The organism is Amycolatopsis sp. NBC_00438 (genome assembly GCF_036026695.1).
Taxonomy (GTDB): domain Bacteria; phylum Actinomycetota; class Actinomycetes; order Mycobacteriales; family Pseudonocardiaceae; genus Amycolatopsis.
The window spans coordinates 4,932,812-4,953,185 of sequence record NZ_CP107923.1; the positions used below are offsets into that span (position 1 = coordinate 4,932,812).

The following is a 20,374-nucleotide window of genomic DNA, read 5'->3' on the forward strand; positions in this document are numbered from 1 at the left end:
TTCAGTCGCGCGAGAGCCCCGTTTCGCTACGTCGCGACGGCGAAAACTGTCGGTCCCTTCTGCAAAGGTGACCCCATGCGCACCGTGGTCGACGCCGAGGTTCACGTCCACTATGGACAGATCTACGTGCAGAGTGAGGGAGGCGACCCGTTCGAAGGCGACCTGACGGCGTGTTTCACCGGGCAGCGCAACGGGTTGTGCGGCGCCGCGTTCCCCGGCACGTTGTTCCTGATCACCGGCCTGCACACCGGAAACGTCGGGTTCACCGCCCGAGTCCACGAGACCGAGCCACCCGACGCGGGCTGGGAGGACGTCGTCGAAGCGCCGTTCCGCCCGGACGGCGTGACCCGCCTCGTCACCTGGGGCGGCGAAAACTCCTGGGACCTCGAACTGTCACCGGGCAATTACCGCGTGCGCTACAGCGGATCCCGGATGGACGCGGGGCACGACCGCGACACCCGGCTCGACGGCGAACCCCCGCTGGACCGCTACCTGCTCCAGTTCTGGCCCGCCGCGCCGGCGCCTGACATCGTCGTCCGGCAACGCAGCGCGATCGCCGCGTACTGGCACGGTTTCGCCCGGGAGCTGCCCACGACCGAGGAGTACACGGCGGCAGTGGCACGCGTGCGGGAGGCACGTGAGCGGGAGGCGGCGGAGGCCCTCGCCGAGGCCCAGCACGAGCGGCTGCTGCGGGAGTGGGGCGGTGCACTGCCGTCCGAACACATCCTGAACCTGCCACACACGCTGCGTGAACTGGCCAAACAGGACCGCGGGTTCATCGCGGACGCGACCGGCGCCGCGCCGGACGTCCAGCACGCGCTGGCGCGCCGGCTGGCCCGTCACGCGTTCGCGCTGGCCGGCTTGGACGGCGTCGTCTGGATCGCCGAAGGGTTGCGCGCGCTCGACGAAGGCCGCGCGCTGCCGCCGCCGTTCGACGAGCGGAGGGCGGCGTGGGATCGCCTGCTGTCGGATCCCGAGGTGCCGCGCACCCTGGTCCGCACCCCCGACGGGCGGCACGACAACGCGCTTCGGCAGGCCATGGCGTTCCCGGCGATCTTCGGCGCGGCGAAACCGGACCCGCTCGAAGCGTTGGGTGAGGCGCTGTCGGCGGCCTCGGTGACCCACGGCAGCGACAGCGCGGCGCTGTTCGCCTGGGCGCGAGCGGCCCTCGCCGAGCTCACCAGCCGAACAGGCGGTCCATGATCCGGGCGCAGCGGCCGGTCATCGCGGCCGCGTCCTCGTCCGGGCGGTCGATCCACCAGCTGATCAGCGAGTCGACCACCCCGGTCCAGACCTGGGCGACAGCCTCGATGTCGACGGGGTCGGGCAGCCCGCGCGACGTCATCAGCTGGGTCGCGCCGAGGAGGGCGAAGGCGTCCAGGCGGTGCCGGTAGTCGGCGGCCGCCGTGGCGATGTCGCCGCTGTTCGGCACCGTCGCGTCACGCAGGAGGCGCCACGCGTAGCGGTCGTGGTCGAAGGTCGTGAAGATCGCCGAAAGCACCTTCAGCGGCATCCGGTCGGGTTCACCACCCGACGCCATGGTCGTCGCGACCCCCTCGGTCAGCCGGTCGCCCGCGCGGTGCAGGCAGGCGAGGTACAGACCATCTTTCGAGCCGAAGTACTGGTACAGCAACGGTTTCGTGACGCCGACCCGGCGCGCGATCTCGACCATCGACGCGCCCGCGTACCCCGCCCGGCCGAACTCCTCGGTCCCGGCGACGACGAGCTGCGCTTCGCGCTCCTCGCGGGGCATCCCCTTGGTCCCGACCGGTCTTGACTCCGTCACGTCCGAGACCCTACCGTGCGTAAAGTGACCCGAGGGTAAGTTACCGTCGGGTCAGATCAGAGAGTCCGTTCTAGGAGGCGACGTGGCCGAGTTCCTGGCGCACCTGCGCGACCCCGTGCTGTTCGCGATCCCGGTGTTCCTGCTGTTCGTGACGATCGAGATCGTCGCCGTGCACGTGCTCGGCCACGACGACAACGTGCTCGGCTACAGCCCCGCCGACACCCGCACGAGCATGCTGATGGGCACCGTCTCGGTCGGCGTCAACGCGCTGTTCCGGCTGGTGATGCTGGTCGTCTTCGCGGTGCTGTTCGAGCTGGCGCCGGTCAAGTTCGACCCGCGCGACTGGTGGACGTGGGTGCTCATGCTGCTCGGCCAGGAGCTGGTGTTCTACGCCTACCACCGGGCGAGCCACCGCGTCCGGCTGCTGTGGGCCGGGCACCAGGTGCACCACTCGAGCGAGCACTACAACTTCTCGACGGCGCTGCGCCAGAAGTGGACGCCGTACTTCCAGCTGCCGTTCTGGTCGGTGCTGGCGCTGTGCGGCATCCCGCCGTGGCTGATCCTGACCGGCCTGTCGATCGACCTCGTCTACCAGTTCTTCGTGCACACCGAGAAGATCGGCAAACTGCCGCGCTGGTTCGAGTACGTCTTCAACACGCCGTCGCACCACCGCGTCCACCACGGCAGCGACGCCGAATACCTGGACGCCAACTACGGCGGGATCTTCATCATCTGGGACCGGATGTTCCGCAGCTTCGTCCCGGAGGGCAAGCGCCCCACGTACGGGCTGACGAAGAACATCGGCACGTACAACCTGCTGAAGGTCGGCTTCCACGAGTACGGCTCGATCCTGCGCGACCTGCGCGGCGCCCGGACCTGGCGTGAGCGCGCGGGTTTCGTGTTCGGCCCGCCCGGTTGGCAGCCCGCCGAAGCCGCTCTTCGGTCAGCGCCGGTCGGCCTGCGTCACTGAAGCATCGGGACGACGTGTCCCGGGGCCGCCGGCGCCGTCGCGCTGCCCAGGAGCCGCAACGCCGTCTCGGACGGCGAGCCGGGCTCGGCGGTGTAGGCGATCAGGCGCTGGCCCGACGTCCCCGGGATGACGAGGTTCTCGAAGCTGAGCTCGACCGTCCCCACCAGGGGATGGCGCAGGACCTTCACCCCGGAGGTGCAGGTGCGCACCGGGTGCCGGGCCCAGCGGGCCGCGAACTCGTCGGAGTTCATGGAGAGCCGGCCGACGAGCTCGGCGAGCGCGCGGTCGTCGGGGTGGCGGCCGGCGGTCAGGCGCAGCGCGGCCACGGCGAGCTGGGCCTGTTCGTCCCAGTTCGGGTACAGGTCCCGGTACCGCTCGTCCAGGAACAGCATCCGGGTCAGGTTGGGGCGGGTCGCGGGACTGTCCGGGCTCTCCGCCGGCAGGTGCGCGGCGAGCAGCGCGTGGCCCAGCTGGTTCCAGGCGAGCACGTCGTTGCGCCGGTCCATGACGACGGCCGGCACGTGCGTCATCGCCCCCAGCAGCTGACGGGCCGACGCGCTGACGTGCGCCACCCGCGGTGGCGCGGGCCGGGACCGCCCGGCGGGGCGGGCGAGGGCCTTGAGGTGGGCCGTCTCGTCGTCGGTGAGACGCAGGGTGCGCGCGATGGCCTCCAGGGTGCTGTCGGAGGCGCCGGTGGAGCGGCCCTGCTCGAGGCGGGTGTAGTGGGTGATGCTCACGTGGGAGAGCGTCGCCAGCTCCTCGCGGCGCAGCCCGGTGACGCGGCGGCGGGTCGGGTGCGGCGCGATGCCGACATCCTCGGGGCGCAGCGCGGCGCGGCGCGACTTGAGGAAGTCCCCCAGTTCGGACGAGCCGTCCACAACATGCCTCCAGGTCGACCTCGGCTGGGCGGTGGTCACGTTCTCCTCCATGATGCCCGCGGGGGCCGGACGCCGGAAGCGCCGAGGGTGGTCGTGGAATGACCACCCTCGCCCTGACGGGGCACGGCGCGGTTCTGGCTGGGAGCCCGCGTGCCGACGAGCCTTTCCCGGGACCACGTGTGCCACGGAACCCCTGAGGGAAAAGGACTCGACGTCATGTCTGTCACTGATACGGACGCGGCCGGCGCGGCGCCCGCCGGGCTCACCCCGCGGCTGCGGCTGCGGCTGGTGCTGGTCCTGCTGCTCGCGACGCAGTTCATGCTCGCGGCGGACTTCGCCATCCTGAACGTGGCGCTGCCGGTGATCGGCGGGAGCCTCGGCTTCCCCTTGGGGCACCTGCAGTGGATCGCCACCGCGTTCGCGCTGTGCGCGGCGGGTTTCACGCTGTTCTTCGGCCGGGTCGCGGACCTGTTCGGCCGCCGCCGGCTGTTCCTCGGCGGTCTCGTCGTGCTGGCCGCGGCTTCGGTGCTGGGCGGGCTGGCGCGCAACCCGGAGATGCTGATCATCGCCCGCGTCTTCCAGGGCCTGGCCACCGCCGCCGTCACCCCGGCCGCGCTGTCGCTGATGACGGTCTCGTTCCCCGAAGGCCCGCTGCGGCGGAAGGCACTCGGCCTCAACGGCGCGCTGATGTCCAGCGGCTTCACCGCCGGCGCCGTCCTCGGCGGCGTGCTGACCGACCTGCTGTCGTGGCGCTGGGCGTTCTTCGTCAACGTGCCCGTCGCCCTCGCCGTGCTGGTCATCACCCCGGCGGTCGTCAAGGAGTCCCGGCCCGACGAGCGTCCCGGGCTGGACGTGCCCGGCGCCGTCACCGTGACGCTCGGCCTGCTGGCCGTCATCTTCGGCCTCACCCAGGCGAGCGAGCGGGGCTGGGCCTCGGCGAGCGTCCTGGGCTCGCTGGTGGGCGGGGTGGTGCTGCTGGTGGTGTTCTGCGCCGTCGAGCGCAGGGTGCCCGCGCCGCTGGTGCCGCTCGGCGTGCTCCGCAGGCGGTCGGTGGCCTGGGGCAACGTCGCCGGCCTGATCGCGTTCCTCACCGAGTGCTCCCTGATCTTCCCGCTGACCCTCTACCTGCAGGAGGTGCTCGGCTTCTCCCCGCTCGCCGCCGGCCTGTCCTTCGGCGTGCTCGGGCTGGGCACGGTCACGGGCGGCGTCTGCGCCCCCAAGGTCATCGGCAAGATCGGCAGCAAGCAGACGCTGATCGCCGGCGGCCTCCTGCAGGCCGTGTTCACCGCGGCCCTGCTCGGCCTCGGCGAGGACCGGTCGTGGCTGGCGCTGATGCTGATCGCCGGCTTCGCCGGCGGTGTCGGCAACATGCTCGTCATCGTGGGCTTCATGGTCACCGCCACCTCCGGGCTCGCCGACCACGAACAGGGCCTGGCCACCGGCCTCGCCACCATGACCCAGCAGGTCGGCATCACGATGGGCACGCCGATCATGAGCGTCGTCGTCACCACCGCCGTGGCCGGCACCGGAGCCACGGCCGTCCTCGGTGGCCTGAAGGCCGCGATCGCGGTGAACGCCGCCATCGTGGTCCTCGGTCTCCTCACCAGCGCCCTGTTCCTGCGCGGCGACCGGCCGCCCGCGCGGTAACGACAGCGAGCGGGCCCGTACCGCAAAGGTCCGAAGTGGACACCGTCGGTGTCCACTTCGGACCGAAACGGTTACGCGGTGTCCTGCAGGTCCAGCTCGTTCTCCGGGCGCAGCGTCACCGGCAGGCTCGCCAGGGGCGGGCGCTGCGGGGACGTCAGGTCCGTCAGCACCAGCTCCCGCTCGACGCCGCCGGAAGACGCGCCGCGCTGGAACTGCGCCAGCATCGTGGCCGGCGGGATGGCTGTCACCAAGCGGCCGTAGCGCTCCAGGCGGTCGAACAGCGTCTGCATGATCTGGCCCGACATGCGGCCCAGCGCCTGGGTGCTCTGGTGGCGGTGCACCCGGTGACCGAGGTCGACCTGGGCCAGGGAATCGAGCCCGCGCAGTTCGAGCAGGTCGATCAGGTGGCCGATCTCGACGCCGTAGTTCACGACGAACGGGATACTCTCCAGCACCTCGCGGCGGCCCGCGTACTCGCCCGCGAGGGGCTGGACGAAGCCGGACAGCTCGGGCCAGAACATGTTGATCAGCGGCCGCGCGACGAGCTCGGTGACCCGGCCGCCGCCTTCCGGCTCGCTGCCCGCCGCGCCGTTGAGCGGGCGGTGGTAGAAGCCCTTGACGTAGGCCACCGACGGGTCGGTGAGCAGCGGGCCGAGCAGCCCGGTGACGTAGTCGGTGGTGAAGTCGTAGAGGTCGCCGTCGACGAAGACCACGAGGTCGCCGGTCGTCGCCGCGACGCCCTTCCACAGGGCCTCGCCCTTGCCCGCCAGCCCGTCGAGGGCCGGGAACACGGCGTCCTGCGCGACGACCCGCGCGCCCGCCGCGGCGGCGACCTCGGCGGTGGCGTCGGTCGAGTGGCTGTCGACGACGAGGATCTCGTCGACGAGCCGGTGGTGTTCGTGGAGTTCTTCGCGGATCGCGGTGACGATCGCGCCGACCGTCGCCTCCTCGTCGCGCGCGGGGATGACCACCGAGACGGTCGTGCCGCGTTTGGCGTCGACCAGCTGCTCTGCCGTCCAGTCGTCGGCCCTGCTGCTGCGCCGGGCGAGCCAGGTGCCGACCTCCGGCGACACCTGCAGCTGCGCGCGGTCATTGCTGTTCCGGCTCGTGCGCATGCGTTCCCCTTCCCTCGTTCGGCGTACTCCCTCCCGACCGAGGTTCGACGCGCCGCGTTTCGGCGACCACTCCCCCGTGCTACCGCGGTGTTACGAGTTCGCCCGGACGACACCGATCCCGTTAACCGCACCGACGGAAAACCGGCTGACCAGCGCGGCCCCGCTCCCCTAGGCTCGCCGTCCATGAGCCGGTACCGCACGATCGACGGCCCGGGGTTCGCCGACACCTGGGTCGCCGGGTACCGCGCGACCTCGCACCCGATCGACCGGGCGCCACTCGAAGGGTTCGTGGCGACGGCGGCCGTCCTGGCCCGCCGCGGCGGTGGCGCGGCCGGACCGGACCGCTTGGCGGAGCTGGTGGCCGAGTACGGCCGCGCGAGGCCGGCGTGATCGAGCCGAACCGCCCGTTCCGCTGGGACCTGGTGCGCCCCGACCACCTCGGCTCCCTTCTGGACGGTGTGCCCGAGCCCGATCTGTGGTTCCTCGACGACCTCGTCGAGTGCGCCGCGAAGGTGCTCGCCCGGTCGGAGAACGGGGAGCTGTACTTCGTCGGCCGGTCCGGCGACTCCGTGTTCGACCTGCTCGGCGGTGCGCTGCCCGACCCGGCCCGGCTGCACCTGCTGCCGCTCTCCACCGGGCTGGTGGGCGGTCTGTGGGGCGGCCTCGCCGCGACCGAGGTCGCGCAGCTGCGGGCGAACCTCGCCGCGCACGGTCTCACGCCGGAGCTGCTGGCCCGCGGAGCGAAGCCGGTCGTCTTCGTCGACGTGGTGTCGTCCGGCCGGACGTTCGGGCAGCTGCTGGACATCCTGCGCGACTGGGCCGCCGACGAGCGGGCGGACTGGCCCGCGATCCGCCGCCGGCTCCGGATCGTCGGCCTGACCCGGCGCACGCACACCAGCCCGAACACCTGGCGGTGGCAGCAGCACACCGCATGGGCACGCGAGGTGACGATCCGGAACGTGTCCGTCGAGACCGCCTTGTTCGGCTACCTCGCGGACCACCAGCAGAAGCTCGCACGGTCGTTCGGGCGCTTCTCGTGGGCGGCCGGGGACGTGCGCTCCCCCGCCCGCGACCACCGCACCCGGCGAGCCCTCGCCGAAGCGGTCGCCCTCGTCGAAGCCGGCCGCTCACCGGCCGTGCGGGATCAGCTGGCTCGCGTGCTGACCCGCGAACCCGCGATCGCCGGACCCTGGCTGCGGGACCTCGTCAGGCGTCTTCCTCTTCCTCGAGCATCTCCGGGGTGACCGCGGACTCGGTGTCCGGGATGCTCAGGTCCTTCGCGCGCTTGTCCGCCATCGCCAGCAGGCGGCGGATGCGCCCGGCCACGGCGTCCTTCGTCATCTGCGGGTCCGACAGCTGGCCCAGCTCCTCCAGGGACGCCTGCCGGTTGGACAGCCGGAGCTTGCCCGCCGCCAGGAGGTGGTCCGGGGCCGTGTCGCCGAGGATCTCCAGGGCGCGCTCGACCCGGGCCGCCGCCGCGACGGCCGCGCGGGCCGAGCGGCGGAGGTTCGCGTCGTCGAAGTTGGCCAGGCGGTTCGCCGTCGCGCGCACCTCGCGGCGCATCCGGCGTTCCTCCCACTGCAGGACGCTCGTGTGCGCGCCCAAGCGCGTCAGCAGCGCGCCGATGGCGTCACCGTCGCGGACCACCACGCGGTCGGCGCCGCGGACCTCGCGCGACTTCGCCTGGATGCCCATCCGGCGCGCGGCGCCCACCAAAGCCAGCGCCGCCTCCGGGCCGGGGCACGTCACTTCCAGGGACGACGACCGGCCCGGTTCCGTCAGGGAGCCGTGGGCGAGGAACGCGCCCCGCCACGCCGCTTCCGCGTCGGCCACGCCGCCGGACACGACGGCCGCGGGCAGGCCGCGCACCGGGCGGCCGCGCTGGTCGATCAGCCCGGTCTGCCGGGCCAGCCCCTCGCCGTCCTTGACCACGCGCACCACGTACCGGGTGCCCTTGCGCAGCCCGCCGCTGGCGGTGATGACGTGGACGTCGGAATGGTGGCCGTAGAGCTCGTGGATCTCCTTGCGCAGCCGTCGCGCGACCGAGCCCGTGTCCAGCTCCGCTTCGACGACCACCCGGCCGGCCACGATGTGCAGCCCGCCGGCGAAGCGAAGCAGCGACGCGACCTCCGCCCGGCGCGGCCCGATCTTCGTGATCTCCAGCCGGCTCAGTTCGTCCTTCACCGCGGCGGTCATCGCCATTACTGCCCCTCCCTGCCTTTCGCTCCTCCCCCGTGCTCCCCGCCCCTGCCGAGACCGAGAGCCTCCCGCATACACCTCGCGAGCGCATCAGGATCATGCCGTCCCGCCACTTCCGGGTCGGCCACCGCCCCCAGGTGTGCCCGGCCGCCGAGCCGCTCCGCCGCGCGGCGGAGATTCGCCGGGTCGGGGACCGAATCGCGGTCCGCGATCACCGCGTCGACCCGCAGATCCGGCGCGTGCTCGGACAGGACGTCCAGGTGCCGCTCCGGGGAGAACCCCGCGGTTTCCCCCGGCTGGGGGACAAGGTTGAGCACGAGCACCTTCGTCGCGGTGGTCTTGACGAGCGCGTCGTGCAGCCCCGGCACGAGCAGATGCGGCAGCACGCTCGTGAACCAGGAGCCGGGACCGAGGAACACGACGTCGGCCGCCAGCACCGCGTCCACCGCTTCGGCGCACGCCTGCGGGGGCCGCCCCGGCCGGCCCGGCGCGTGCAGGCTGACGCGCTGCACCTGCCCCGGCGTCGACGCCACCGCGACCTGGCCGCGGATCGTGCGCAGCGCCGCCGGGTCCTCGCTGTCGAGGCCGCTGACCTCCCCCACGATCTCCAGCGGCTCCGGCGACATCGGCAGTACCCGGCCGGAGACGCCGATCAGCCGGCACGCCTCGTCGAGCGCCGCCACCGGGTCGCCGAGCACCTCGAACAGCCCGGCCAGCAGCAGGTTCCCCACCGCGTGCCCGGCCAGCGCGCCGTCCCCGCCGAAGCGGTGCTGGAACACCTCGGCCCAGAGCGTGCCGCCGTCTTCCGCGGCGAAGGCGGCGAACGCCTGCCGGAGGTCGCCCGGCGGCAGCAGCCCGAGTTCGCGCCGCAGCCGGCCGGACGAGCCGCCGTCGTCGGCCACGGTGACGATCGCGGTGACGTCGGGGGTCACCCGCCGCACCGCGGACAACGTGGCGTGCAGTCCGTGGCCGCCCCCGAGGGCGACCGCCCGCACGTTATTCACGACCAAGGTCGCGGTGCACCACCTTCACGGCCATTCCGTCCTCTTTGGACAGACGCTGGGCGAGCTCCACCGACAGCGCCACGCTGCGGTGCTTGCCACCGGTGCAGCCGACGGCGAGGGTCAGGTACCGCTTGCCCTCGCGCTTGTAGCCGGCGCCGATGAGCCGCAGCAGCTGGTGGTAGCGGTCGAGGAACTCCTCGGCGCCTTCCTGCGAGAGCACGTAGTTGCGGACCTCGCCGTCGAGGCCCGTGTGTTCGCGCAGCTCCGGGATCCAGAACGGGTTCGGCAGGAACCGGACGTCCATCACCAGGTCCGCGTCCATCGGCAGCCCGTACTTGTACCCGAACGACAGCACGGTGACGCGGGTCTGCGTGCTCGCCTCGGACCCGAACGCGTCCTCGATCTTGGCGCGCAGGTCGTGCACCGACAGCGACGACGTGTCGAGCACCAGGTCGGCCTCTTCGCGCAGCGGTTCCAGCAGCGTCCGCTCCGCCGTGATGCCGTCGGCGAGCCGGCCGTCACCCTGCATCGGGTGACCGCGCCGGACGGCCTCGAAGCGCCGCACCAGCACGGCGTCGGTCGCCTCCAGGAACAGCACGCGCGGCTTGTACCCCCGCGCGTCCAGGTCCTTGATCACCGAAGCCAGGTCGTCGGTGAACGCGCGCGAGCGCACGTCCATGACGACGGCAACCTTGGTGATCGCGCCGCGCGCCTGCGCGCCCAGCTCGACCATCGTGGCGATCAGCTCCGGGGGCAGGTTGTCCACGACGAACCAGCCCAGGTCCTCCAGGCACTTGGCCGCGGTGCTGCGGCCCGCCCCCGACAGCCCGGACACCACCGCGACCTCCATGCCGGAGCCGCGGACATCTTCTTGCGCACTCACTGTCTTTCCTACTCCCCTGTCTTCGTGCCCTGGCCCGCGCCGGACTCCCCGGCCAGCGCGGCGACCACGGCCTCCGCGGTGCGCCTGCCGAAGCCGGGCACCGCCTCGATCTCTTCGATCCGGGCCTGCTTGAGCTTCTTCACCGAACCGAAGTGCTTGATCAGCGCGGTGCGGCGAGCCTGCCCCAGCCCGGGCACACTGTCCAATTCGGACGCCTGCAGCCGCTTGGAGCGCTTCTCGCGGTGGTAGGTGATGGCGAAGCGATGGGCCTCGTCACGGAGCCGCTGCAGCAGGTACAGCCCCTCCGACGTCCGCGGCAGGATCACCGGATCGGGGTCGGCGGGCAGCCACACCTCTTCGAGCCGCTTCGCCAGCCCCACCACGGAAATGTCGGTGATGCCCAGTTCGGCCAGGACGTCCGCGGCCGCCGTGGCCTGCGGGCCCGCGCCGTCGACGACCAGCAGGTTCGGCGGGTAGGCGAACTTGCGCGGCCGGCCGGTCTCCGGGTCGAGGCCCGGTTTCGACGAGTCGATCGGCACGTCGGCGCCTTCGGCCGTTTCCTTGAGGTAGCGGTTGAACCGCCGCCGGACGACCTCGGCGATCGACGCCACGTCACCCTCTTCGGCCGCCTCGCGCAGCGCGAAGCGCCGGTACTCGGATTTGCGCGCCAGGCCGTCCTCGAAGACGACGAGCGACGCCACGACGTCACTGCCCTGGATGTGGCTGATGTCGATGCACTCGATGCGCAGCGGCGCGGTGTCGAGGGCCAGGAAGTCCTGCAGTTCGGTGAGCGCCGCCGACCGCGCGGTGAGGTCGCCCGCCCGGCGCAGCTTGTGCTGGGTGAACGCCTCCCCCGCGTTGCGCTCCACGGTCTCCGCCAGGGCCCTCTTGTCGCCGCGCTGCGGCACCCGCACCTGCACCCGCGAGCCGCGCAGCCCGGTGAGCCACTCCGCGAGCGCGTCGGCGTCCGCGGGCAGTTCCGGGACCAGGACCTCGCGCGGGACCGCGGGCCCGGCGTCGACGTTGTCGCCGGCGTCGAGCTCGGCCTGCTCGCCGTAGAACTGCGTGATGAAGTGGTCGACCAGCGCCGGGACGTCCATCTCCTCGGCCTTGTCGATGACCCAGCCGCGCTGGCCGCGGACCCGGCCGCCACGCACGTGGAAGACCTGGACGGCGGCTTCGAGGTCGTCGTGGGCGAACGCCACGACGTCGGCGTCCGTGCCGTCGCCGAACACCACGGCCTGCTTCTCCATCGCGCGCCGCAGCGCGCCGAGGTCGTCGCGCAACCGGGCCGCGCGCTCGAACTCGAGCTCCCCGGACGCGGCGGCCATCTCGGCTTCGAGGCGCTTGATCATGCCGTCGGTCTTGCCCGCCAGGAAGTCGCAGAAGTCCTCGACGATGTCGCGGTGCTCGTCGGCCGAGACCCGCCCGACGCACGGCGCCGAGCACTTCTCGATGTAGCCGAGCAGGCAGGGCCGGCCGATCTGGCCGTGGCGCCGGAACACCCCGGCCGAGCAGGTGCGCGCCGGGAACACCCGCAGCAGCAGGTCGAGCGTCTCGCGGATGGCCCACGCGTGCGAGTACGGCCCGAAGTACCGGACGCCCTTCTTGCGCGCCCCGCGGTAGACGAACAGCCGCGGGAACTCCTCGTTCAGCGTCACCGCGAGGACGGGGTAGCTCTTGTCGTCGCGGTAGCGGACGTTGAACCGCGGGTCGAACTCCTTGATCCAGTTGTACTCGAGCTGGAGCGCCTCGACCTCGGTGGTGACGACGGTCCACTCGACGCTCGCGGCGGTGGTGACCATCTGCCGGGTGCGGGGGTGCAGGCCGGAGAGGTCGGCGAAGTACGAGTTCAGTCTGCTGCGCAGGCTTTTCGCCTTGCCGACGTAGATGACCCGCCGGGCGTCGTCGCGGAACTTGTACACGCCGGGGGCATCCGGGATGCTCCCCGGCGAGGGACGGTAGGTGGTCGGGTCAGCCACGCCCCCAAGACTATGGCGCGGCACCGACAGTTCTCGCGGCCCCCCGCCTCGCCCGCCGGAAGTAGGGTGATCGCCGTCTTCCGACCTTCGTCGGTGTCCCCCTGTGTGACGCGGTGGTTACTTTCCGACCCAGCAGGATCGGGTCCCATCCGAAAGGATCACCACCGTGAGCTCTCTCCGTGTCCTAGGTGCCGCTTCGGCGGCCGCCGTCGCGCTGACCCTCGCCGGTGGCGCCGTCGCGTCGGCCGGCGTCCAGCCGAACATCGTCGGCGGCTCCACCGCCCCGGCGGTCTCCTGGGGCGCCCAGGTGTACGTCAACACGCCCGGTCGCGACTTCCAGGGCTTCAACTGCTCCGGCACGGTCATCGCGTCGCGCTGGGTGATGACCGCGGTGCACTGCCTCGACCAGGACGGCTCGGGCATGCACGTCAAGGTCGGCAGCAACACGCTGTTCTCCGGCACGCAGATCGCCGTCGACGGCAAGTACGAGTCCCCCAACGGCGACATCGCCCTGCTGCACCTGGCCTCGGCGACCAGTACCGGCCCGATCTCGCTGGGCAGCGCGGACCCGTCGACCGGCAGCAGCAACCAGCTCTACGGCTGGGGCCGCACCACGCCGACCGGCCCGCCGGCGTCGGCGCTGAAGGTGGCGAACGTCCAGGTGACCGGCCGCTCGTCGGACGCCTACGGCGGCCGCGCGATCCAGAGCGTCGGCGTCAACGGCTCGGCCTGGAAGGGCGACTCGGGCGGCCCCGAGGTGTCGAACGGCGTCCAGGTCGGCGTCGCCTCGACGGTGCAGAACCAGAGCGGGACCAACACGCGCGGCACGAACAACTACGCGAGCGTGGCGTCCAGCCGGTCCTGGATCCGGACGACCGCCGGCGTCTGAGGGTTCTTCCCGGAAGGGGCGGCGCTTTTCGTGCCGCCCCTTTCCTGTCGGTGGGATGTGGGAAACTCGCGGCATGCGGATCGCCACCTGGAACGTGAACTCCATCATCCCCCGCCTGCCCCGGGTGCTGGAGTTCCTCGAGCAGTCCGCGCCGGACGTGCTGTGCCTGCAGGAGCTGAAGAACACGACGGAGAAGTTCCCGGCCGCCGAGGTCGAGGCGCTCGGCTACGAGGTGGCCGCGTACGGGCTCGGGCGCTGGAACGGCGTCGGGATCGTCTCGCGGGTCGGGTTGTCCGACGTGGTGCGCGGGCTGCCGGACGAGCCTTCCTTCGAGGGCGCCGCCGAGGCGCGTGCGATCGGCGCGACGTGTGGTGGCGTGCGGGTGTGGTCGGTGTACGTGCCCAACGGGCGCGAGCCGGACAACCCGCACTACGCGTACAAGCTGGAGTGGCTGAAGACCCTGCGCTCCATGGCGGCCGCGGAGCTTTCGGCCGGGCCGTTCGCGATCCTGGGCGACTTCAACGTGGCCCCGGCGGACGCGGACGTCTGGGACATCGCGGTGTTCACGGAGTCGACGCACGTGACGCCCCCGGAGCGCGAGGCCCTGGCACGGCTGCGGAAGCTGGGCCTGACGGACGTCTTCCCGAGGCCGCTGAAGTACGACCACCCGTTCACGTACTGGGACTACCGGGCGGGCAACTTCCCGAACAACAAGGGCATGCGCATCGACCTGGTGTACGGGAACACGCCCTTCACGGACGCGGTCACGGACTCGTACGTGGACCGGAACATGCGGAAGGGCAAGGGCCCGTCGGACCACGCGCCGATCGTGGTGGACCTGAGTCTCTGACGCCCGCGTAACAACCGGGGTCCGTCCTGCCGACTCGGGCTCATGCGCTTCGCACTGACGCTCTCGGCTGTGCCCTGGTGATGATCGTGGCCGACGCTTCGCGGGTCGGCGGCGCGCCTCCTTCGCCGGCCGCGCGGCAGAACACCGATGCGGCGGAGCAGACGGCGGCCGTGCGGGCGATCGACGGCACTCCAGGCCGCGCCGATCCGCTGGCCGGACACACGGCTTCAAGTCCGAGGGCACGAAGATCTGGGCCGATTTCACGAGCAAGAACGTCAACCGGCAAGCCACGTTCGTCGTGGACAGCCAGGTAATCCCGGCGCCGGTCGTCCAAGTCGCGATCCTCGACGGCAGCACCCAGATCACCGGCACATTCACCGAACAGCAGGCCGGCCGGCTCTCCGGTCGTCAGCCGCCGGTGGCCGCGCGGTGCAGTTTGCGCAGCGCCCGCACCGCTTCCACCGCGCGGGCCCGGTCCACCGACTGGACCGCCATCACCGCGTGGTACTCGTCCTCCGGCAGTTCCAGGCGGGCCCACGACGCGCCGTCCGGGAAGCTCACCGACAGCACTTCGCTCCACGCGAACCGGCGGGTCATCAGCACGTTGCGGACCTCGATGCCCTCGGCGTCGGCCCGCACCCGGGCGATCGCGAACAGCATCACGCCCGCCGAGAGCAGGATGCCGATGCCGACCATCGCCGCCTGGTCGGAGCGCTGGAAGTGGACGCCGGTGTTGCCGTTGCGCAGCAGCACCGCCACCACGATGAACACCGCCAGCAGCGCCACCGCCAGCACGCTGCACATGATCAGCGCCCGGCGCGGCCGGATGACCAAGGTCGCCGATGAAGTAGCCACGCTCACACGAAACCCCGCTCGGTCCACGGCTGGCGCAGGGTCCGCAGCACGTGCGCGGTGTCCAGCGCCGCGACCGTCGCCTCGTAGCCCTTGTCCTCTTTCGAGCCGGGCCGGCCCGACCGGTCGAGGGCCTGCTCTTCGGTGTCGCACGTCAGGACGCCGTTGCCGACCGGGGTGCTCTCGTCGAGGGCCACCCGGGTCAGGCCCGCCGTCACCGCGTCGCACACGTACTCGAAGTGCGGGGTGCCGCCGCGGATGACGACGCCCAGCGCGACGACCGCGTCGTGGTTGCGGGCCAGGGCCTGCGCGACCACCGGGAGCTCGATCGCGCCCGCGACGCGGACGACCGTCGGCTCGTCTTCGAGCTCGGCCTCCTTGGCCGCGACCAGGGCCCGCTCCAGCAGGAGGTCGGCGATGGGCGCGTTCCACTTGGTGGTGACGATGCCCAGCTTCAGCGACTTGCAGTCGGAGAGGTCCAGCTTGAGGTCGGGACGGCCCTCGCCGCTCACTGTGCTCCTCCGTCGGGGTGTTCGGGACCGGCGCCGACCTGGTCGTAGTGCTCCAGCTGGGCCAGGTCGTGGCCCATCCGGTCGCGCTTGGTCCGCAGGTAGCGCAGGTTCTCCGGGTTCGGCGAGATCGGCAGCGGCACCCGCCCGGTGACGCGCAGGCCGTACCCCTCGAGACCGATCCGCTTGGCCGGGTTGTTCGACAGCAGCCGCATGGTCCGGACGCCGAGGTCGCAGAGGATCTGCGCGCCGGTGCCGTAGTCGCGGGCGTCGGCGGGCACGCCCAGCGCGAGGTTGGCGTCGACGGTGTCGGCGCCGTCGTCCTGCAGCTGGTAGGCCTGCAGCTTGTGCAGCAGGCCGATGCCGCGGCCCTCGTGGCCGCGGATGTAGAGCACCACGCCGCGCCCCTCGGCGGCGACCGCGGCGAGCGCGGCGTCGAGCTGGGGGCCGCAGTCGCAGCGCAGCGAGCCGAAGACGTCGCCGGTCAGGCACTCGGAGTGGACGCGGACCAGGATGTCCTGGCCGTCCCCGATCTCGCCGTAGACGAACGCGACGTGCTCGATGCCGTCGAGCAGCGAGTCGTAGCCGACCGCGCGGAACGTGCCCGCGGCCAGCGGGATACGCGCCTCGGCGACCCGTTCGACCTGCTTCTCGGTGCGACGGCGGTAGGCGATCAGGTCGGCGATGGTGATGATCGCCAGGTCGTGGTCGGCCGCGAAGACCTCGAGCTCGTCGCGGCGGGCCATGTCTCCCTCGTCCTTCTGCGACACGATCTCGCAGAGCACGCCGGCCGGGTTCAGCCCGGCCATCCGGGCCAGGTCGACCGACGCCTCGGTGTGCCCGGGACGGCGGAGCACGCCGCCCTCCTTCGCGCGCAGCGGGACGACGTGGCCGGGGCGCCGGAAGTCCTTCGCGGACGACGCCGGGTCGGCGAGCAGCCGGATGGTGTGCGCGCGGTCGGCGGCGGAGATGCCGGTGCTGATGCCGTCGGCCGCGTCCACCGTGACGCTGTACGCGGTGCCGCGCGCGTCCTGGTTCGTGTGGTACATCGGCGGCAGGTCCAGCCGGTCCGCCTCGGCTTCGGTCAGCGCGACGCAGACGTAGCCGGAGGTGTAGCGGACCATGAAGGCCAGCAGCTCCGGGGTCGCCTTTTCCGCCGCGAAGATGAGGTCGCCCTCGTTCTCGCGGTCTTCGTCGTCGACCACGACGACCGGACGGCCCGCCGCGACGTCCGCGACCGCCCGTTCGATGGCGTCGGCGTCGAACACCGCCCCGGTGCCGCACGGGGTCCAGCCCGCTTCGGGCTCTGCCGCACTCGTCTCGCTCATGACCGCTGCTCCTCCGTGCCGCCGTCCCGATTCTGCACCTGGTCGCGGATGTGCGCCTCGGCCAGCTTTTCGACGTACTTCGCGACCACGTCGACCTCCAGGTTGACCAGGTCGCCGGCCTCGCGGCCGCCGAGCGTGGTCACCTCGAGCGTGGTCGGGATCAGCGCGACCGCGAACTGGTCGCCGGTGATCGCGGCGACGGTCAGCGAAATGCCGTCCACCGCGATCGAGCCCTTCTCGACGACGTAGCGCGCCAGGTGCTCCGGCAGCGCGAAAGTCGTGACGCCGTTCTCGTCGCGCGAGAGGAACACGCCGGTCCCGTCGACGTGGCCCTGCATGATGTGCCCGCCGAGCCGGCCGCCGGCCGGGGTGGCGCGCTCCAGGTTGACGCGGTCGCCGACCGCGACCTTGGCCAGGCTGGAACGCTGCAGGGTCTCGTTGACGACGTCGACGGTGAACTCGCCGCCGGCGACGTCGACGACCGTCAGGCAGACGCCGCTGACCGCGATCGAGTCGCCGTGCCCGGCGTCACTCGTCACCAGCGGCCCGCGGACCCGCAGGCGCGCCGCGTTCGTCACCTGCTCGACCGCGACGACCTCGCCGATCTCCTCGACTATGCCGGTGAACACGTCCGCTGCCTCCTTGTAGCCGGGTCCCTCTCCATCCAACACCCGAGGCACCCGCGCGGCTTCTCCGCCCGCGCCTCGAACCGGAGATTCAGCCCGCTCGGACGCGCGCGGCCTGCTCGCGCAGGGCGGCGACGGCCTTCCCGGGGTCGCCGGCGCCGTAGACGGCGGACCCGGCGACGAAGCAGTCGACGCCCGCTTCGGCGGCCTGCTCGATGGTCTCGGCGTTGATCCCGCCGTCGATCTCGACGACCAGCTTCAGGTGCCCGGTGTCGACCAGCCGCCGCGCGGTGCGGACCTTCCCGAGGACGTCCGCGATGAACGACTGCCCGCCGAAGCCCGGCTCGACCGACATCACCAGCAGCGTGTCGTAGTGCTTGAGCACGTCGAGCCACGGCTCGAGCGCGGTGCCCGGCTTGACCGACAGGCCGGCCTTGGCGCCCGCGGCGCGCAGGTTCTTCGCCAGCGCGACGGGGTCCTTCGCGGCCTCGGCGTGCACGGTGACGTTGTAGGCGCCGGCCTCGGCGTACCCGATCGCCCAGCGGTCGGGGTCGTCGATCATCAGGTGGCAGTCGATCGGCACGTCGGTGCTCTTGAGCAGCGCCTTGACCACGGGCAGGCCCAGGGTCAGGTTGGGCACGAAGTGCGCGTCCATGACGTCCACGTGCACCCAGTCGGCGCGGTTGTCCCCGGTGCCGGCCACGGCGGCGATCTCCTCGCCGAGCCGGGCGAAGTCCGCGGAAAGGATGCTGGGAGCGATCAGGGGTCGGTCTGCCACGTCCCGAGTGTAGGAGGCCCGCGCTAACGGTCGCTAACCGGTTGTGACCAGAATCTGGCTCCCGAGAGGGAGGTCACCCCGCCCCCGGCCGCCCTACGCTCGCCGCATGTCCGGATTCCTCCTGTCCCTGACGCGGATCGGCAGCTACCGCAGCCTGCTCCACGCCGCCGCGGGCGCCGCCATCGCGGTGCCGGTGGCCCCGTTCGCCCTCGCCGTGGCGGTGTCCGTCGACGTCGACTCCCGGCTCCGCGCGCTCATCGCCCTGCTCGCCCTGGCCGTGCTGATGGGGCTGCTGGGCCTGCTGGGACCGGTGCGGCGCCTCGGCGTCGGCCTGGCCAACACCCTGCTCGGCACCGGCGTCCCGGCGCCCGAGCGGCACCCGGGTGCCGGGGCACGGCTGCGCTCGGGCCTGTGGCTCGCGCTGCACACCGCGGCCAGCGGCGTCCTGGTCACCGTGCTGGCCTTCCTGGGCCTCGGGATGCTCGTGCCCGCGGTGTGGCTGGCGGGTGGCCAGGACCGGATCTCGCTGTTCTGGTCGGACGTCCCGCTCGGGGCGTGGACGATCCTGTTCGGGGTGGTGGCGGTCGTCGCGGCGCTGGTGCTGACCGCGGCCGCCACCCTCGGTCTCCGCGTCGGCGCGGCCGCCCTGCTGGGGCCGTCCGCGGCCGAGCGCGCGGTGCTCGCCGAACGCCGCGCCGCCGTGCTCGCCCAGCGCAACCGGCTGGCCCGCGAGCTGCACGACTCGATCGGGCACACGCTGACGACGTCGACCCTGCACGCGGCGGCCGCCGCCGACCTGGTCGAGGCGGACCCGGCCCAGGCGCGGCGCGCCCTCGCCACGATCGAAGAATCCTCGCGCAGCGCCCTGGAAGACCTCGACCACGTCCTCGGCCTGCTGCGCGAAGAGCCGGCCGCGAAGGAGCCGACACGCACGTTGACCGAGGTGGACGTCCTCGCCGTTCGCGCCCGCGACGCCGGGCTCGACGTCCGGCTGACCGTGCGCGGCCCGGTCGCCGCGCTGCCCGCCGCCGTGTCTCGCGAGGGCTACCGGATCGTCCAGGAAGGCCTGACCAACGCCCTGCGGCACGCCGGGCCGGGCCGGGTGGACGTCCGCGTCGAGGCCGGGCCGGACCGGCTGGAGATCGCGATCGTCAACCCCCTGGACGGGGAACGCGCACGCTCGGGACGTCACGGGCTGGAGGGGCTCGCGGAGCGCGTCGAAGCACTGCGCGGCGAGCTCGACGCCGGCCCGGACGGCGAGCGGTGGCGGCTGAGCGCGACCATCCCGCTGCGGACGGGCGCGTGAGCCCGACCGTCCTGCTGGCCGACGACGAACCCCTGGTCCGCGCCGGCCTGCGGGCCCTGCTGGAGCAGCAGGGCCTGACGGTCGTCGGCGAGGCGGCCGACGGCGCCGAAGTGCTGCCCGCGGTGCGCCGGACCGGGCCGGACGTCGTGCTGATGGACGTCCGGATGCCCGGCACCGACGGCATCGAGGCGACCCGGCAGCTCCTCGGGGCGCTCGCCGAACCGCCGAAAGTCCTCGTCGTCACGACGTTCGACAACGACGACTACGTGCACGAAGCGCTGCTGGCCGGGGCCAGCGGGTTCCTGCTGAAGCGGGCACGCAAGGAGGAGATCGCGCACGCCGTGCGGACCGTCGCCGCCGGCGAGTCGCTGCTGTTCCCCGAGGCGATCCGGCGGCTGGTGAGCGCGCGGACGCCGGGCGGGGAGCACGCGCGGGCGGCGAAGAAGCTGACCCGGCGCGAAGCCGAGGTGCTGCGGCTGATCGCCACCGGACTGTCCAACCAGGACATCGCCGCCGCGCTCGTGATCAGCCTCGAGACCGTCAAGACCCACGTGGGCAACATCTTCGGGAAGCTCGGCGCGGGCAACCGCAGCCAGGCCGTGGTCATCGCCTACGAAGCGGGCGTCGTCCGGCCGGGACACCTCGCCGGTCAATAACCGACGTGCTCCCGGTCACCCACGGGAAGCCAGGTGTTCGGCCAGCCGCCACCTGACGCTCACCTCGCGTCCGTGCACGGCACACGTGCAACCGGACTAATAACCCGTGTCCGGAA

Annotated in this window: 21 protein-coding genes and 1 pseudogene; 10 read left to right on the plus strand and 12 right to left on the minus strand. The window is 72.2% G+C overall.

Going from position 1 to position 20,374, the window contains the following annotated elements:
• Positions 1-75 precede the first annotated feature (75 nt).
• Positions 76-1,203 (plus strand): hypothetical protein, encoded by a 1,128-nt coding sequence (locus tag OG494_RS21565; RefSeq protein ID WP_328458442.1) that lies wholly within the window; start codon positions 76-78, stop codon positions 1,201-1,203.
• Here the strand turns inward: OG494_RS21565 and OG494_RS21570 are convergent.
• Positions 1,178-1,786 (minus strand): TetR/AcrR family transcriptional regulator, encoded by a 609-nt coding sequence (locus OG494_RS21570; protein ID WP_328458444.1) that lies wholly within the window; start codon positions 1,784-1,786, stop codon positions 1,178-1,180. The two genes, OG494_RS21565 and OG494_RS21570, sit on opposite strands and share 26 nt — an antisense overlap.
• A gap of 82 nt (positions 1,787-1,868) precedes the next feature.
• On the opposite strand from OG494_RS21570, the gene OG494_RS21575 reads away from it, so the two are divergent.
• Positions 1,869-2,756, plus strand: coding sequence for a sterol desaturase family protein (locus tag OG494_RS21575; RefSeq protein ID WP_328458446.1), 888 nt, complete (start codon positions 1,869-1,871; stop codon positions 2,754-2,756).
• Here the strand turns inward: OG494_RS21575 and OG494_RS21580 are convergent.
• A complete protein-coding gene (locus tag OG494_RS21580; RefSeq protein ID WP_328458448.1) occupies positions 2,750-3,673 on the minus strand; it encodes a helix-turn-helix transcriptional regulator in 924 nt (307 codons plus the stop codon). The genes OG494_RS21575 and OG494_RS21580 overlap by 7 nt on opposite strands.
• Positions 3,674-3,850: 177 nt before the next feature.
• Here OG494_RS21580 and OG494_RS21585 point away from each other — a divergent pair, with 177 nt between their 5' ends.
• On the plus strand, positions 3,851-5,281 hold the full coding sequence (locus OG494_RS21585) for an MFS transporter (protein ID WP_328458450.1): 1,431 nt from the start codon (positions 3,851-3,853) through the stop codon (positions 5,279-5,281).
• Positions 5,282-5,352: 71 nt separating this feature from the next.
• Here OG494_RS21585 and OG494_RS21590 read toward each other — a convergent pair whose 3' ends face one another.
• On the minus strand, positions 5,353-6,396 hold the full coding sequence (locus OG494_RS21590) for a glucosyl-3-phosphoglycerate synthase (protein WP_328458452.1): 1,044 nt from the start codon (positions 6,394-6,396) through the stop codon (positions 5,353-5,355).
• A 183-nt stretch (positions 6,397-6,579) separates the two neighbouring features.
• Between OG494_RS21590 and OG494_RS21595 the strand changes: the two genes are divergently transcribed.
• Together OG494_RS21595 and OG494_RS21600 are read left to right on the plus strand one after the other, a co-directional pair.
• Positions 6,580-6,786: a hypothetical protein gene (locus tag OG494_RS21595; RefSeq protein WP_328458454.1), complete on the plus strand. Its 207-nt coding sequence runs from the start codon at positions 6,580-6,582 to the stop codon at positions 6,784-6,786.
• Positions 6,783-7,640, plus strand: a complete 858-nt coding sequence (locus OG494_RS21600; RefSeq protein WP_328458456.1) for a hypothetical protein — start codon at positions 6,783-6,785, stop codon at positions 7,638-7,640. Before OG494_RS21595 ends, OG494_RS21600 begins: the two co-directional genes overlap by 4 nt.
• Here OG494_RS21600 and whiA read toward each other — a convergent pair.
• From whiA to uvrC, 4 genes are read right to left on the minus strand one after another with little or no spacing between them, the layout of a single operon-like run.
• The gene (gene whiA / locus OG494_RS21605) at positions 7,603-8,598 is read right to left on the minus strand and encodes a DNA-binding protein WhiA (RefSeq protein WP_247049167.1); all 996 of its coding nucleotides are present in this window, start codon (positions 8,596-8,598) and stop codon (positions 7,603-7,605) included. The two genes, OG494_RS21600 and whiA, sit on opposite strands and share 38 nt — an antisense overlap.
• Positions 8,598-9,590: a gluconeogenesis factor YvcK family protein gene (locus OG494_RS21610; protein ID WP_328458459.1), complete on the minus strand. Its 993-nt coding sequence runs from the start codon at positions 9,588-9,590 to the stop codon at positions 8,598-8,600. The genes whiA and OG494_RS21610 overlap by 1 nt, the downstream gene beginning before the upstream one ends.
• 1 nt (position 9,591) lies before the next feature.
• Complete coding sequence (rapZ, locus tag OG494_RS21615; RefSeq protein ID WP_003101350.1) at positions 9,592-10,449, minus strand: RNase adapter RapZ; 858 nt, start codon at positions 10,447-10,449, stop codon at positions 9,592-9,594.
• Positions 10,450-10,490: 41 nt separating this feature from the next.
• Complete coding sequence (gene uvrC / locus OG494_RS21620) at positions 10,491-12,464, minus strand: excinuclease ABC subunit UvrC (RefSeq protein ID WP_328458461.1); 1,974 nt, start codon at positions 12,462-12,464, stop codon at positions 10,491-10,493.
• Between the two features lie 166 nt (positions 12,465-12,630).
• Here uvrC and OG494_RS21625 point away from each other — a divergent pair, with 166 nt between their 5' ends.
• The 3 genes and pseudogenes from OG494_RS21625 to OG494_RS48410 form a co-directional block, all read left to right on the plus strand.
• Complete coding sequence (locus tag OG494_RS21625; RefSeq protein WP_328458463.1) at positions 12,631-13,353, plus strand: S1 family peptidase; 723 nt, start codon at positions 12,631-12,633, stop codon at positions 13,351-13,353.
• A gap of 73 nt (positions 13,354-13,426) precedes the next feature.
• A complete protein-coding gene (locus OG494_RS21630; protein WP_328458465.1) occupies positions 13,427-14,203 on the plus strand; it encodes an exodeoxyribonuclease III in 777 nt (258 codons plus the stop codon).
• A 67-nt stretch (positions 14,204-14,270) separates the two neighbouring features.
• Positions 14,271-14,594 (plus strand): annotated as a pseudogene (locus tag OG494_RS48410) (SecDF P1 head subdomain-containing protein); the annotation flags it as partial.
• 17 nt (positions 14,595-14,611) lie between these two features.
• On the opposite strand, the gene OG494_RS21635 reads toward OG494_RS48410, so the two are convergent.
• The 5 genes from OG494_RS21635 to rpe all read right to left on the minus strand — a co-directional run bounded on the left by OG494_RS21635 (position 14,612) and on the right by rpe (position 18,281).
• Positions 14,612-15,007 carry a PH domain-containing protein gene (locus OG494_RS21635; RefSeq protein ID WP_328458989.1) on the minus strand — a complete coding sequence of 132 codons (396 nt, stop codon included), beginning with the start codon at positions 15,005-15,007 and terminating at the stop codon, positions 14,612-14,614.
• Positions 15,008-15,060: 53 nt separating this feature from the next.
• Positions 15,061-15,567: a 6,7-dimethyl-8-ribityllumazine synthase gene (gene ribH, locus OG494_RS21640; RefSeq protein ID WP_328458467.1), complete on the minus strand. Its 507-nt coding sequence runs from the start codon at positions 15,565-15,567 to the stop codon at positions 15,061-15,063.
• On the minus strand, positions 15,564-16,892 hold the full coding sequence (locus OG494_RS21645) for a bifunctional 3,4-dihydroxy-2-butanone-4-phosphate synthase/GTP cyclohydrolase II (protein WP_328458469.1): 1,329 nt from the start codon (positions 16,890-16,892) through the stop codon (positions 15,564-15,566). The genes ribH and OG494_RS21645 overlap by 4 nt, the downstream gene beginning before the upstream one ends.
• On the minus strand, positions 16,889-17,521 hold the full coding sequence (locus OG494_RS21650) for a riboflavin synthase (RefSeq protein ID WP_328458471.1): 633 nt from the start codon (positions 17,519-17,521) through the stop codon (positions 16,889-16,891). Before OG494_RS21650 ends, OG494_RS21645 begins: the two co-directional genes overlap by 4 nt.
• A gap of 88 nt (positions 17,522-17,609) precedes the next feature.
• Positions 17,610-18,281 carry a ribulose-phosphate 3-epimerase gene (gene rpe, locus OG494_RS21655; protein ID WP_328458990.1) on the minus strand — a complete coding sequence of 224 codons (672 nt, stop codon included), beginning with the start codon at positions 18,279-18,281 and terminating at the stop codon, positions 17,610-17,612.
• A gap of 121 nt (positions 18,282-18,402) precedes the next feature.
• Here rpe and OG494_RS21660 point away from each other — a divergent pair, with 121 nt between their 5' ends.
• Together OG494_RS21660 and OG494_RS21665 are read left to right on the plus strand one after the other, a co-directional pair.
• Complete coding sequence (locus OG494_RS21660; RefSeq protein ID WP_328458473.1) at positions 18,403-19,602, plus strand: sensor histidine kinase; 1,200 nt, start codon at positions 18,403-18,405, stop codon at positions 19,600-19,602.
• Positions 19,599-20,258, plus strand: a complete 660-nt coding sequence (locus tag OG494_RS21665) for a response regulator transcription factor (RefSeq protein ID WP_328458475.1) — start codon at positions 19,599-19,601, stop codon at positions 20,256-20,258. Before OG494_RS21660 ends, OG494_RS21665 begins: the two co-directional genes overlap by 4 nt.
• Positions 20,259-20,374: the final 116 nt, after the last annotated feature.